11 protein-coding genes are annotated in these 13,991 nt (G+C 48.1%); 3 read left to right on the top strand and 8 right to left on the bottom strand.

Annotation, left to right across the window (positions count from 1 at the left end; translation table 11 throughout):
• Positions 1-2 precede the first annotated feature (2 nt).
• From EBB54_RS02735 to EBB54_RS31755, 3 genes are all read left to right on the top strand, one after another.
• Entirely contained in the window at positions 3-389 is a 387-nt protein-coding gene (locus tag EBB54_RS02735) for a hypothetical protein (RefSeq protein ID WP_243127483.1), read from the top strand.
• Positions 390-543: 154 nt separating this feature from the next.
• Positions 544-741: a hypothetical protein gene (locus EBB54_RS30740; protein ID WP_205128745.1), complete on the top strand. Its 198-nt coding sequence runs from the start codon at positions 544-546 to the stop codon at positions 739-741.
• Between the two features lie 67 nt (positions 742-808).
• Complete coding sequence (locus EBB54_RS31755; RefSeq protein ID WP_330554343.1) at positions 809-961, top strand: DUF6199 family natural product biosynthesis protein; 153 nt, start codon at positions 809-811, stop codon at positions 959-961.
• Between the two features lie 119 nt (positions 962-1,080).
• On the opposite strand, the gene EBB54_RS02725 is transcribed toward EBB54_RS31755, so the two are convergent.
• The 8 genes from EBB54_RS02725 to EBB54_RS02690 all read right to left on the bottom strand — a co-directional run bounded on the left by EBB54_RS02725 (position 1,081) and on the right by EBB54_RS02690 (position 13,898).
• Positions 1,081-2,409, bottom strand: coding sequence for a carboxylesterase/lipase family protein (locus EBB54_RS02725; protein ID WP_125126252.1), 1,329 nt, complete (start codon positions 2,407-2,409; stop codon positions 1,081-1,083).
• A gap of 91 nt (positions 2,410-2,500) precedes the next feature.
• Positions 2,501-3,901: an MFS transporter gene (locus EBB54_RS02720; RefSeq protein WP_125126251.1), complete on the bottom strand. Its 1,401-nt coding sequence runs from the start codon at positions 3,899-3,901 to the stop codon at positions 2,501-2,503.
• Positions 3,902-4,125: 224 nt separating this feature from the next.
• Complete coding sequence (locus EBB54_RS02715; protein ID WP_125126250.1) at positions 4,126-6,498, bottom strand: GH39 family glycosyl hydrolase; 2,373 nt, start codon at positions 6,496-6,498, stop codon at positions 4,126-4,128.
• Between the two features lie 301 nt (positions 6,499-6,799).
• Entirely contained in the window at positions 6,800-8,182 is a 1,383-nt protein-coding gene (locus tag EBB54_RS02710; protein WP_125126249.1) for an MFS transporter, read from the bottom strand.
• Between the two features lie 62 nt (positions 8,183-8,244).
• Positions 8,245-9,207, bottom strand: a complete 963-nt coding sequence (locus tag EBB54_RS02705) for a flavodoxin family protein (RefSeq protein ID WP_125126248.1) — start codon at positions 9,205-9,207, stop codon at positions 8,245-8,247.
• A 144-nt stretch (positions 9,208-9,351) separates the two neighbouring features.
• Complete coding sequence (locus EBB54_RS02700; protein WP_125126247.1) at positions 9,352-11,796, bottom strand: GH39 family glycosyl hydrolase; 2,445 nt, start codon at positions 11,794-11,796, stop codon at positions 9,352-9,354.
• Positions 11,797-11,922: 126 nt separating this feature from the next.
• Positions 11,923-12,990, bottom strand: coding sequence for a Gfo/Idh/MocA family protein (locus tag EBB54_RS02695; protein WP_125126246.1), 1,068 nt, complete (start codon positions 12,988-12,990; stop codon positions 11,923-11,925).
• A gap of 131 nt (positions 12,991-13,121) precedes the next feature.
• Positions 13,122-13,898, bottom strand: a complete 777-nt coding sequence (locus EBB54_RS02690) for a sugar phosphate isomerase/epimerase family protein (RefSeq protein ID WP_125126245.1) — start codon at positions 13,896-13,898, stop codon at positions 13,122-13,124.
• Positions 13,899-13,991: the final 93 nt, after the last annotated feature.

Here is a 13,991-nt window from a genome sequence, read left to right as displayed (position 1 = left end):
GCATGGATACCGACAAAGTAATACAAGACTTGAACCGTCGGTTTGCTGCCCCTTTGCCGGAATTTTATCAGCGTCGTATCATCTTCTGGTATGACAAAGATAAAGAATTTGAGGACAAATTGGACGAGGTGGTCCTTGAAAATGCAAAGGTGGTTGCACTGACTGGTAACAATGCGTTTTCTGTGAAAAAACTGCTTTCAGTGGATGATTTGACCGCAAACTATCTGGTTTACAGTCCGCTGGCGTACAACCGCCCAGATGATAACTGGCTTTTAGATATAGAGCTTTACAGCGAGGAGTTCCGGGCAGATTTGATTTCTATTTGGATGGATGAGATGGGACTTGCATCGAATCCGGCCATGAGAAAGCAGATGAAAAGAAACCGGTAACGGTTAATCTGTTGTCAGCAAACCGTAAAATCAGTAATATGATTTTTCTCTGAATTTCTATCAGAAGGATGCTGTTGGTGCCAACCGTGAAGCAGCTGCCTATCAGGTTTACTTTACGGATGAAAATGGCAGGCAGATTAGTGATGTTCAGAAGATGATTGCAGATAAGACAAGCGATAATGGTGCAGAGCGTACTTTCCGTTGCCAGTTTAATCTGAAATCTCTGAAATACAGCAATACTGCAACTTATTATCTGGTCATTGCAGACGAACAGGGATTGCAGATGCCCCAGCGTGAGCCATTCCAGATTGACATCGCTTTTGCGGTGGATGAGTTTGATTTCTTTAGCTAATTGTTCAGCTGGACTATGAAGTGGACGAAATTATTCAGATTGCTTTGGAAATATTTGATAAAGGAGTATGATAAATATGTTATGGTCTATTTGTGGGGGAATTATACTCTTTGTATTCGGTATTTTTATTTTTTTGAAACCGGATTTGATACGGAAAATAACAGAAGAATGGAAATCATATCGTGCAGATGAACCCTCTGATTTGTATTTCAAAAATTGAATCAGAACCACCCGAAAAGCCGTTGCATGGACAAAAACCCAAGCAACGGCTTTTCCTTATCTCAGCGTCGGCAGCAGGAAGGCTGATTTTCCTTTGGCAAAAACGGCTCCCGCCGCGAATCATTCCAGTACTTTCACAAACGCATCCGCCCTTGTACAGGGTCTCCACTCCTCTGCATCCGCCGGTTTCCCGGTTTTCATAAAGTTCACCCAATACTCCAGCATCTCCCGGCTCAGCTTCCGGTCCTGCTCCTCAAAGGGCCGCCAGCAGCGATCCAGCGTGCCGAACATATACCAGAGCTCTGCGCAGTGGAACGCACCCCAGTCGTCCCCCGGCAAATGCCGCTTAAAGTAATACACATAGGAAGGCTGGTTCCAGAGTTCTTCTGTTTTTTGGCTCCATTCGATGCACCCTTTGTAAAGCGTCGTCTTCTCCCCTCTTTCCAGCATTTCGGGCGTGACAAAAAGGTCATTTTCCGTAGTGCCCAGCATATACGGAATCTGCTTTACATGTCCGTGCTCCAGGCAATCCGTTGTATTTTCCGAAAATACATATCCGTCTGCAACCGGCATAAACAGGATTCCCTCCTGCTTCACGGCGCTGTATGCTTCCGCCAGCAGTTCCAGCCGGTCTGCCGGCATGGCCCGCAGCTCCTCCAGCGACCCCGCCTTTGTCTCTTCCACAAATCCCCGGCCGATCTCCATACTCTTTTCCCAGGTGCGGCCAGCAAGCGCTTCGTTGTTATGTGCCCCGCCGCTCTGGAAGATAGCCTTTGCGATCCTGTTTCCGGATAATTCCGTCGATACAAGAAACTGTGTGCTCATGGCCCCGGCCGATTGCCCGAACACCGTAATATTGTCCGGATCACCGCCAAATGCCTCAATATTGTCATAGACCCATTTCAGCGCTTCTATCTGATCCAGAATACCGTAGTTCCCCGATACGCCATGTTCATTCTCTGCGTTCAGCCAGGGGTGTACCAGGTTCCCCCACATTCCAAGACGGTACGCAATGGTGACCAGGATCACTCCCCGCCCGCAGTATGCTTCTCCGTCAAATTCCTTTTCCCAGCTCCAGCCGCTTCCAAAGCCGCCTCCGTGCACCCAGAATGCAACCGGCAGTTTTTCTCCGGCCTGCTTCGCGGGTGTCCAGATATTCAGATAAAGCATATCTTCATTCATCTCCGGAATATACCGGGGATCATCGTAAAATTCTTTCAACAGCTTTTCCTTCCAGAAGGGAACCTCCCCTTCCGTATCATTTTCCTGCCAGCCCCGGGCACGAAACCTGTCTGCACGGTACACGCCCTCCCAGGGTTTTACGGGCCGGGGCGCCTTCCAGCGGAGTTCCCCGACCGGCGGCTCTGCATATGGGATTCCGCAAAACAAGGAATATCCCGTTTTCTCCACGCCTTCTATCACACCATATTTCGTTGTTGCCAGCTTCATATTGATTATTCCTTTCCAGGTTTTTCCTCTAAGAAATTCTTTGCAGAGCTTCCTGCCGCGGGCAGCCTGCAGCCACGGCTCCGCACGTTCTCTACTGCCCCTTTAATACAGTCTCCCTGCGTTCCTTGAGCGTCTGACGGATGACTGTCATTTTCTCTTCATTCAGGTCAAAGAGCAGCATCGGGACGATCGCCGCTGCCGCCGCCACAAGGGGAACAATATTGACGCCTGTATTGATCCCGGTCAGCGCACGCTCCGTCAGGTCTGCGCCGTTGGTATACCCGAACGCCGCCATGACCATCAGACCGATGGAACCCGCAATGGCTGCGGAGATCTTCGTCATCAGCCCGTTAAATGCAAATGCCACTCCGTCGTTGCGCACACCGGTCCTGTATTCATAATTGTCCAGTGCATCGACGATCATAGCGCCCACACATGCACTGTACCCGCCGCCAAGTCCATAGACCAGATTTGCGGCAATGGTATAAGGAATATTGGTATACGGGCCTGCAAACATCATGATCAGTCCGATAATCTGGATGATCTGTGATACAATGACCACCTTTTTCTTTCCGTACTTCCCGATCAGCGCCGGGACAAAGGGGATCAGCACCAGGCCCACCAACCCGCTTACGGACATCAGTACGGATGCCCAGGCCATATTGCCTACACAGAACATATAATAATAGAAAGCGGTGCTTGCCCTTCCAATCTGGCTGAACATTGCGCAGAACATGTATACATAGACGCACAGCAGGTTTTTATTGGTAAAAATGGATTTTATAAATCCAAAAAAGGACGTTCCTTTTTCACCCTCTTTAGCGGCCGTGATCTCTTTTGCCTTCGCAATGTCCGGATTTTCTTTACAAAGCCGCACCATCAAAAGAACCATCGGCAGGGAAACTACCGCATAGACTATGGCGGTTTTCTGATAGCCTGCTTCCTGCACGCCGTTTCCAAGCATCAGGATCAGGGGCATGGTGCACATTCCCAGCACCGTACTTCCAAGTCCCCCTGCCCACATGCTGGATGCGAACAGTTGGTTCAGCCGCTTCGGGTTGTCCGTCATCCGGGAAGGCAGCGCGTTAAACGGCACATTCATTACCGTATAAGCCATGCCCAGCCCGATATAGGTCACATAGGCGTAGAATAGCTTTCCGCTGTCTCCGAATCCGGGCACGCTGAACGTCAGAATGGTAAAGACCACCAATGCAACGGCACCAGCGATCATATAGGTACGATATCCCCCCACCCGGGTATATGTCTTATCCATCAGCGCCCCCATCATCGGGTCATTGATACCATCCCATACCTTCGCCACGAGCAGAAGCGTTGCCACCGCCGCCGCGGACAGTCCAAATACGTCGGTATAAAAATATGCCAGGTACATGTTGACCATCGTAAAGGATAGCTGGCACGCAAAATTCCCCATCCCATATGCCCCGACCTGAATCCGTCCGACATTTTCTTTTACTCTGTTTCCGGTTTCCATAAAAGAAATCCTCCTTTTCCTTTGTTTTCTTACTATTTTAAGATTTCTTTTCCCGAAAAACTAATCCACAGCCTTTGAAAAATGTCCTTTCCTTGAAAATACTGATGTCCGGATGAATCAGAGGTGCAAAAATCATCTATATATTTGTCAATTTTTGCCGTTTTTCCTCCTCTGAACCGATGATCTGGATTTCCGGCCATCTCCGCAGACTTGTTTCTCCCTTTTTAAGGATAATCCTTGCAGAAAACCAGGATCAGCGCCATCTCGTTGGCCTCCAGCATCACATCCAGCTCCAGTATCCCTCCTGTGACCTCCTGATACAATACCTCCATCCGTGGAATGCAGATCTTCTGCAGGTATGCAATCTCCGATCGCAGCAGGTCATTGGCGTACCCCAGCTTTTTCCACTCCGCCAAAACATTGCCGGAGACTTCCCCTACCCGGTAAATGCATATTTTTTTCTTTCCTTTTTTCATCCCCTCCAGGGCAAAAGTCAGCTCCAGCCTATGGCTGTTCCGGAATACGAACGGCAGCTCACCGGGCGCCAGCCGGTCCTCGTCCTTGAGCTGATAACCGTAGCTGAACTGCTTCGCGTTAAATGTCAGGATCTGGACGGAGTCCCCATGCTGGGATGTGGCGATGTAGTGTTCTCCTTTTCCAAGCATCCGCTCTCCCAACTGCTTCCAAAATTCAAACGCATAGTAGGCCGGCTTCAGCAGAGCGTCCCTGGTGATCAGTCCGGTGGCGCCGATCAGTGGGGCCGCAGAATCAAAATACTGAGAGGGACAGTCGCTGATCCCCCAATAGCTCATCCGGCAGATCCTGTCCGCGGCATCCACCATCTGCGTCAGCATATGGCATGCCTTTGCGCAGCTATCATTGTAAATATTCCGTTCCGAGAGAGAGGTATTCCATTCAGATACCCATACCGGTGTTTCCGGATAGTCTGTCTCCCTCATGAGAGCATAATAATTTTCCATATCCTGTTTTACAAAGTGGGTATCCGAATCAATGCTCAAAAGGCTGTACTGTTTTCCTGTCTCCTTCTTTTCATCCCATTCCACCTGGTATGGGTAACTGATAAATGTCAGAAAATCCGGTCGATCCTCCCGATCCTTCCACCAGAGGAGCTGTTCCTTTAGCACGTCCCGGCTGAGCTCGGTATTCAATCCGCTGCCCCCGATCTTCGCTTCCGGGGCATAAGCCTTGATGATGCTCCTCGTCCGCTCATATAAAAGAAAATACGGAATCTGTCCTGCGCCGGTCACCTGTTCCACGTCGTACCAGATCTCAAAGCCCCATCTGCCGACCTCCTTTGCCGTATAGCGGTCTGCCAGATGCTTCATCAGCGCTTCCAGGGCACGCTCCCACTCCTCCAGGGACAGAAAAACCGGATCTGTCCTGATCTCCTCCAGCCTTTTATCCGAACCGATACTGACGATCATCTTTTTCTGCCGCTCCGGAAGCTCAAATACCGGAACCGCGTCTTGCTCCAGCAAAAAATCCAGTACCGTATCCATTTTTTCAAAATTCATCTGTTCCGTCCCGTGGCCGGACCGTATTTTCAGCTCCGGATCAAAAGGGTTGGACAGCCGGATGCATTTCACGCCCAGGTTTTGGATTACCATGGACACATGCTTCTGCACCCTTGCCTCCAGAAGATTGGCAAACATCCCGGCATTCATGCAGTGCAGCGCCGAATCCCCGAAGGGACTTCCCTGCCTTGTATCAATCAAAATCCGTTTTCCCTTCGTCTCTGCCTTTTTCTTATAAGAGGCGGAATCCTTTAAATAAGCCGCCAGCCCATCCAGATCTGAAGCGTTTGTTTTCTGTACCGGTATGTTTCTTTCCTGCCGGAATTGTTTGGGGCTTAAGGAAAATGCCTGTCGGAAATTTTTATTAAATACGGATAGATTGGAATATCCGCAGTCATAGGCAATCTCCGTGACGGTCTTATTGGTGGACAAAAGCTGTTCCTTTGCCTGTTCCAGACGGAGATTTCTCACATATTCCGTAAATCCGGTTCCCGTCTCCCGTTTGAAAAACCTGGAAAACGCGGATTCCGACATGTACCATCTCGCCGCTGTCTCCGCCAGATTTAACGGCTGGCCGTAAGACGTTTGGATATAGTCCATCACTTCTCCGATCTTATCACCCACCGGTGCGGTCTGTCCGGTACTTGCCGCCAGATACTGGGTCTTGATTCCCTCCCACAGTGCATAATACAGGCTTTCCACCCAGAACCCCTCCGGCGCTTCCGCATATTTGCTCAAAATCGTTTCCAGGATGTAGCGGATTCTCCCATAATCCTTCTCCGGCTCTCTGACACTGTTGCATAAAAACAAAAATGGCTCCTGCTTCAGCGCATTTTTCAGCACATAATAGTCCATATATATCTTACAGACCAGCGCGCCCTTATGGCCGCTCCAGCCGTGCGGTTCTTCCGGATTGATCAATATCACATCCTTTGGAAACGCCTGAAAATCTTCTCCCCGTATATGGATCTTGGCCTGTCCTGTCAGCACATAGATCAGTTCTGCACTTCTGTGGGAATGGCAGGCTTCCCCGCCTGCCGATGTAATCTGTATCTTGTTCATTTCCTGTTTCTCCTGACTGTTGTCTGTAACCAATTTGCGTAGCAAATTGATTGCTTTCTGTCCGTATATGCCGCCCCCTGCCGGGCAGAAAAATATATTATTTCTTAGTTTATATCTTTCGGCATATCTACGCTTTTCTCCCTGCTGCTTTCTGAGGCGTAAAATTTTATCTTTTTCCGCACAAAAAAACTGCCATGACAAAAATCATAGCAGTTTTCTTGTTGCCTTCTTCACCATCTCCGGATGGCTGGGATTCGGTGTGGATACCCTCACGATATCAGGTGTGGCAAAGAGGTCATAGTTACTCTTCCGCTTTTTTCTCCGCGTTGCGCGCGGTCAGGCGTTCTCTGACCGCCTCCATATATCCCGGCTTGTCCAAGTCATACAATGCAAGCGGAATGATCCCGATCAGGAATACGATTCCGGGAAGCATGTTTGCAGCCAGATTGATCCCGGTCTGTACATGGGATGTGATCTCTCCGCCGCCCACATATCCAAATGCCCCCATGACAAGAAGGAACACTGAGTTGGCGATTGCGGTCGCGATCTTGATTGCGGTACCGTTAAAGGAAAATGCCATACCGTCATTACGGACACCATACTTGTCATCAAAGTCATCAATCGCGTCAACGATCATGCCGCTTCCGGATGGACCTGCTATATATCCGGTTCCATAGATGATCATGCACAGGAAGTTGAACGGTATACTGGTGGATGGTCCGAAGTACAGCAGGAGCAATGCGGCTCCCTGAATCACCATGGAGATGATCGCGCCGTTCCTTTTTCCGAACTTCTCTACAAATTTCGGCGCAAAGGGCATCACCAGCGTCCCGACTGCCATCTGCATCATCATAAATACCGTGATCAGCGCAAAATTCTGTACACAGTGCATGTAAAAGAATACAGCCACCGAAATACGTCCTAAGATACCGAACATATTAAAGAAGGAATAGAACATGGCGCAGAGCAGGTTCTTATTCTTTGCAATCATTTTCAAGCCGTCCAGAACCTTGCCCTGTTCTTTCTTTTCCACCGTCACCTTTTCTTTCGACATCACTGCCACTGCCCAGAACATCGGAAGTGCAACGATTGCCAGCAGGGCTGCCGTCTTCTGATATCCATTTGCCTGGTCTCCGCCGCCGATGAAGGTGACCAGAGGCAATACGGTCAGGTTCAGAACGATCTGCCCGATGGTCATGCCCATCATCTGCGCGGCATTCAGCCGGTTTACTTCCTTCGGATCATGAGTCATAACGGCCGGGAGCGCCGTGTACGGCACATTGGTCATGGTATAAGCCATTCCCAGTCCGATATAGGTCACATATGCATAGATCAGCTTGGCCGGTCCGCCGAATCCCGGAACCGTAAATGTCAGGATCGTAAATACGACCAGAAGCGGCGCGCCAGCAAATATATAAGGCCTGAAACGTCCCCATCTCGTGTGAGTTCGTTCCATGATGGTTCCCATCATAGGATCATTGATACCATCCCAGACCTTGGCGATCAGCATCAGCATGGCTACAGCCCCTACCCCGAGGCCAAATACATCCGTATAGAAAATGGAGAGATATGTACCTACCATGGTCCAGGACAACTGGGAAGCAAAATTCCCCATTCCGTACACAAAGTAATTTTTAAAGGTCAGCGGTTCCATACCATATCTGTTTATTTTTGTTTCATTCATAGCGCCCTCCTGGCATTACTTTCTCTAAAGTAATGGTATATTTTTATTCTCATTTCTCCGTGTTACATGGCAGTAATGCTCTCTTCAAAGTTCTCATATCTTTCCATCATCTTCGGTAATGTCTCCTTGTTGGCTGTCAGTTTCGGCACACAGACCTTGATCATGTTCTGAATCTCATTGTAATGTTCATAAATTCCGATGGTCGTATTGCGTGCCCGCGCAATTTCTTTTTCAAGCCAATCTACCTTCACCCTCTCTCCTTCCACGGACAGCTCTCCCCAGATCCCGCAGACCGGGCACTCCACGTGGGTCGTCCCGTTCATACTAAGCAGCGGGTTATGGCAGACCGGACAAACTCCATCCTCTCCCACCCAGGTATCCACTTCCTCGTATGGTTTTCCAACAGACTTTGCCACAGCCTTTCCAAGCTCCCCACATTTTGCCATCAGAGCCGGATCCAGCAGCGGATGTCCTGTCCTTCCCTGATCATATGCATCCACATGACCCACGCACTTCATACAGAAGGAAAAGCTGAACAGATCCAGCATGGGAAGCCCCAGAGAAACCCAGTTATGAGTCTGCGCGCCTCCTACGGAAATGAATCCGGTATAGCGGTCTTTAAAATATCTGGAATCCAGCTCCGGTTTGCCTTCTTCCTTACGTTTTTTATTTACTTCCAGAAGTGCTGCCCTGTCATGGGACGGCCCGAAACGATCCACAAAATTCTTAAACTGCCCTACGATGCCGACCGCATAGACCGGCGCGCCGATGATGATCCCGTCCGCTTCCAGACACGCCTCCTCCAAAACAGAAAAGTCATCCTTCATGCAGCAGTGGATCTCCACTTCCCCCTTGTCCCGCAGACGGCTGCAGTAATCACATGCGCGGCAATGTCCGATATCCATTCGGATCGTATTGATAAACTGCACCTCTGCTCCTGCTGCCTTCGCTGCAAACAGTGCCTCTTTTACCATCACATCACAGCGCTGATTCCTTCTTCCAAAGGAAATTCCCAGTACTTTCATTTCATTGATCCTCCATGTTTTTGTTATATTTAAGTTTACCGCTTTATCAAAAATTTTCTTTCGTGTATTTATCTGAAACCTGCGTCAATATTTAATACAATTTTTTCAAAAAAACCATAAAAACTAAAAATCAACATAGAAATTTTAATATCTGTACCAAATATCCAAAAGCCGGATTTCCTGAGGCTGCATCACATGTTCCAGTTCCATGGTCCCATCCGTTACCTGAACAGTCCTGATTTCCATACTGGGGATCGCCCGTCTTTTCAGATATTCGATCTCATCCTTCGCAAGAACCTTTTCATACCCCATCATTTTCCAGATATTCTGAACCGAACCATTTTCGTGATTCACATAATGAGACTTTACCTGATAAGTTCCATTGCTTATATTTTTCAGACAGATTTTCAGCCTCAGCGGTTCCATATCCTCCACAAACTGATCCATCTCGTCGATCTGGATCTCTTCCTCTTTACAGAATGCATATTTTGATGAAAAGCTTTTATAATTATGGCAGACCACAGTGAACCGTCCCCGCCCATTTGCGGTAACGACACTGTTCTCATTTCTGCATACTACATGGCTTTGCAGCTTGTTCATGAACTGAAACGCATAAAAAGAGGGCTTTCGTATACCATCTCTGCTAATCAGTCCGCACTCTCCGTTCAATACGGACGTAATGTCCGAATGACCGTGCTGTGTACTTTCCTGTCCTGCCAGAAACGTATCGCCCGGCGCCCCTGCCCCTGTAGGAGCATAGTCCGACCCGATATCCAGTCCCTGCCAATATCCCATAAAATCTGCATTGCCCAGCATGCTGATACAGGTTTTTACTATATAGGCTCCCTGCGCAGAGCTGTCATTGAACACATTCTGATTCGAGTCCGTAAAATTCCACTGAACAATGTGTATCTCCGGAATCTGAAAACCTTCCTCTTCCATCGTGTCCCGGATTAACTGCATCTGATTTTTCATGTAGCCGCTGTCAATGGATCTTCTTCCATAAATAAGCTCGTCCTCAGCAATCGACATATCCTGACAGGAACGAAAGGACAGGAAATCCGGCCGGAACTTACGTTTCTTCCAGATGCGGAAGATCTCACGGCAGAAGGATTTTTCATACCCCAGTAAAAACCCGGCGCCTCCCACCCGAATTTCCGGAGCAATCTCCTTAAATATACGGCAGATGGCCTCAAAGGCCTGGTAATAGGCTACGTCCTCCGCTGTCATTCCAAGGCCGGAAGCCTTCCCGAACTCAAAATACCAGCCCTCTATCTCTTCCAGACCATAGCGGTTGATCAGGTGCAGATATAACGCCCTTATCATTTCACAGAACAGGTTATAATCCCACATTTCTTTCTTTTTCGCTCTATCCTTCTCCGACTCTTTTACTTCTATTCCTCCCCCCAGTTCAATGTACGGCTTCATTTGATGATCAATGATAAAATCCAGCACCAGATCCAGCTTTCGGAAATTCATTCCCCCTTTTTCGTCTGCACACTGTTTTTGGGAGAGCAAATTCCAGATCCTTGCATATCTCATGCCGGTCTCCTGCTGAATCTGTATAAGCTGATCCTGCACCTCTGACTGCAGAAGTGAATACGCTTCTCCCACATTCACCGCCCGGATCCAATCCGCATTTTGAATCTCATAATGGCTGGCATCCGCAGTACAAATCTGCTGTCTGCTCCCGGTCTCCTGCTGTCCCATCTGTCTGTTCCTTAAATATTCGTGTACCAAATCCAGGCTTTTTTCTTCCAGCTCATACTCCTGGTGAACCGGAGGCATATTCTGCTGCATCCTCTTACGATACTGGCTGGGTGCCTCACGGTGAATGCTCCGGAAGCTCTTGATAAATGCCGCTGATGTTGGAAATCCGTTATCCATCGCAATACGTGTAATACTTTTATTCGTATACAGCAGTTCATCTACCGCATGGAACAGACGCACATTATTCAGATATTCCAAAAAGGTAAGTCCCATATGTTTTTTAATATATTTTGACAGATACACATTCGACAGATATAATCTCTGCGCAAGATCATTCAGGCTGATCTGCGTCTGATAGTTTGCCTGGATATAATTCTGTATCTGCCGAATCCGGATCTGATTTCTGGAATCCTCCTGATTCGTCCATACCTGATCTGCTTTCACCATAAAACAGCTGACCAGATGATGCAGCAGCTCATAATAAAGCGCATTCAGATATAATGCACCTTTTTCCTCCTGATCGGAATAGCAGCTTAAAATCCGGTCCAATAATTTCCGTACCTCTTCATATGCATCATTTCTGTCCGCCACCGTATTGCACCAGAACATCAGCTGCAGCGTTCCCATATGCTCCGCCAGAACATGAAAATCAATAAAAAATCTTGCCGCCAAAATCCCCTGCGTTCCCACGCAGGAATGTCTTTTATTGGCATTGATCAAGATAAAATCCCCTTTTTGGAGCTGATACGCCGACTCATCAATTTTAATCTCCATTTTCCCTTTCATCACATAAATGATCTCCAAATCCTGATGGTAATGCACCGATGATTCTTCCTGTCTGATAAAAAAGAACTGCATTAATTTTCTTTTGTTTTCCATAGCCCTCTCTTCCGCCGCGATCATTTCATTGGTTTTGGGTTCCGCTTTTATAAAGCAAGCGGGACTGTCACTGCCGGCTATATACGGCGTACAGTCCCCCCATTTTCTAAAAAACTTCGTTCAGTTTTATTCAAATACGATTGTCTCACCCGTTGCCGCAGACTGATAAATAGCCTCAATCACACGGGTAACGATTGCTGCCTGCTCCGGAAGAACCGCGGGATCCGTTCCCTTTGTAATACATTCCACCCATTTTGTCATGTCATATTCCCACATGTCATACTTCGCTTCCGGACTCGTGATCTCTGTTTTCATTTCTCCGCCAACCATCTTGGTAATACGAACGCTGTCTTCAAATCCAGGGCCGACCATATCCGCACCGGCAAGCGTTCCGGCTACGGAGCAGATGATTCCGGGAGCTTCCTGCTGCATGTTTGTACGCCACGCTGTCTCAATATAGAACATCGCGCCGTTTTTCATTGTGATCATGGCCATTGCGGTATCTTCTACATCGAAGTTGTCCGGATCCCACGGCCCAAGCTGATTTCCTTCCGGGAAATTTTTCATCTTATCAAAAGTGACTCCCCGAACGCTTGCAACATCATAATTGTTTGTCAGCCACATGGGAAGGTCAATGGAATGAGGGCCTCCGTCCATTAAAACTCCGCCGCCGTTCAACTCCTTACTTGTGTATACACCGTATGCCGGAAGACGGTTCGGACGGAGCTGAGAAGAACGGATATAGTATACGTCTCCGAATTCACCTGCTTCATACATTCTCTTCATTTCCATCGGAGCCGTATTATAACGCCACTGTGTACCGCTTGTAAGCTTCCTGCCTGCTTTCTTCTGTGCCTCAAGCATTTTCTGTGCGTCCGCGTAAGTACATGCAAGGGGTTTCTCACAGTAAACATCTTTTCCGTGTTCAAACGCACAGATCGTCATCTCGCAATGAAGCGGATTCGGAGTACAAACATGTACCGCATCAATATCGCCTGCCGCGCACATTTCTTTGTAATCCGTGTAAATCCTTGCTTTCAGGCCGAAATCTTTATTGGCCTTTTCACATCTCTCCGTAAGAATATCGCACAGCGCAACGACCTCTACTTCATCCGAATGCTTGACAAGCTGTGTTAAATGCTTTGTCGTTCCGATCTCACCAATACCAATTACTCCGATTCTTTTCTTTGCCATTTCATTTTCCTCCATAGATTTTTTATATTCTTCCGACTGTACGGCCGGATATTACTTTTATAATATGTATGGTGCAGCGCCGCATTCATTTGGCTGAAAATGAATGGTACAGTACACCAGGGTTTCTTCTGTTATGCAGGCAGCACTTTGCAGGATGCGGCCACCTTCTCATCGCGGTTCTCGAATGTAAAGAATTCCAGGCAGAAGTTTCCTTCATAGCCAAGTTCCTTCACGGTATTCAAAATAAACGCATAATCAAGCTCTCCTACTGTCAGTTCCGCTCTCATCGGCGCCCCTGCCCCGTGAAGATCTCCGATCAGCTCCAGATTCGCCTTGATCGTCTCCGTAATCTGTCCCTCAATATTCTGGAAGTGGAACATGTCATAAAGAAGCTTTACATGTTCACTTCCTACGTTCTTAATTAAGCCAAATGCCTGTTTCGAGCTTGTAAAGAATCCGCCCGTCAGCGGCTCAACAAGTACTGTTACCCCCTCTTTCTCAGCAATCGGAGCAAGGCGCTTCAATGCATCCTCCATCGCCGCAAGAACCTTCTCTGCGGAAAGATCTTTCGCATAATCAGCCGCATTCAGGATCAGTCTGCTACACCCGATCTGCTTAGCCTTTGGCACACTCTGTGTAAAAAGGGAAACCAGCTCCCCTGTCTTAGCCGGGTCTCCCAGAAGAGAGGCTCCCGCGGAAACACATGCGCGGATCTCAATCCCCAGTTCCTTTCCCGCCGCGGCAATGCGGTCCAGATCTCTTCCCTCCAGATCAAACATTTCAATCCCCGTTAATCCGTTCTTTTTTGCCAGCTTCATGCCCTCAATGATTCCGTCCGTATCCGGCCAGACAGGCCCTTTTTCGCCGACTGCCACAAACATAATGTCTGCACATAAACTGTACTTCATCGCTTTCATAACTCCTTTCGTTTTCTCTTTGTTTATGTCTCCATTATAAGGCAGGAATTTTTCATCGGCGTTCTTCCTCAGCAACAATGTTCC

Source organism: Schaedlerella arabinosiphila (assembly GCF_003885045.1).
Taxonomy (GTDB): domain Bacteria; phylum Bacillota; class Clostridia; order Lachnospirales; family Lachnospiraceae; genus Schaedlerella; species Schaedlerella arabinosiphila.
Note: the sequence above shows the minus strand (reverse complement) of the source record. Positions and strands in the feature narration are given on the sequence as shown.

Coding starts and splice junctions, on each gene's coding strand:
- EBB54_RS02700 (WP_125126247.1), bottom strand. CDS start 11,796: ATGGAAAACAAAAGAAAATTAATGCAGTTCTTTTTTATCAGACAGGAA.
- EBB54_RS02720 (WP_125126251.1), bottom strand. CDS start 3,901: ATGGAAACCGGAAACAGAGTAAAAGAAAATGTCGGACGGATTCAGGTC.
- EBB54_RS30740 (WP_205128745.1), top strand. CDS start 544: ATGATTGCAGATAAGACAAGCGATAATGGTGCAGAGCGTACTTTCCGT.
- EBB54_RS02725 (WP_125126252.1), bottom strand. CDS start 2,409: ATGAAGCTGGCAACAACGAAATATGGTGTGATAGAAGGCGTGGAGAAA.
- EBB54_RS02695 (WP_125126246.1), bottom strand. CDS start 12,990: ATGGCAAAGAAAAGAATCGGAGTAATTGGTATTGGTGAGATCGGAACG.
- EBB54_RS02735 (WP_243127483.1), top strand. CDS start 3: ATGGATACCGACAAAGTAATACAAGACTTGAACCGTCGGTTTGCTGCC.
- EBB54_RS02705 (WP_125126248.1), bottom strand. CDS start 9,207: ATGAAAGTACTGGGAATTTCCTTTGGAAGAAGGAATCAGCGCTGTGAT.
- EBB54_RS31755 (WP_330554343.1), top strand. CDS start 809: ATGATAAATATGTTATGGTCTATTTGTGGGGGAATTATACTCTTTGTA.
- EBB54_RS02715 (WP_125126250.1), bottom strand. CDS start 6,498: ATGAACAAGATACAGATTACATCGGCAGGCGGGGAAGCCTGCCATTCC.
- EBB54_RS02710 (WP_125126249.1), bottom strand. CDS start 8,182: ATGAATGAAACAAAAATAAACAGATATGGTATGGAACCGCTGACCTTT.
- EBB54_RS02690 (WP_125126245.1), bottom strand. CDS start 13,898: ATGAAGTACAGTTTATGTGCAGACATTATGTTTGTGGCAGTCGGCGAA.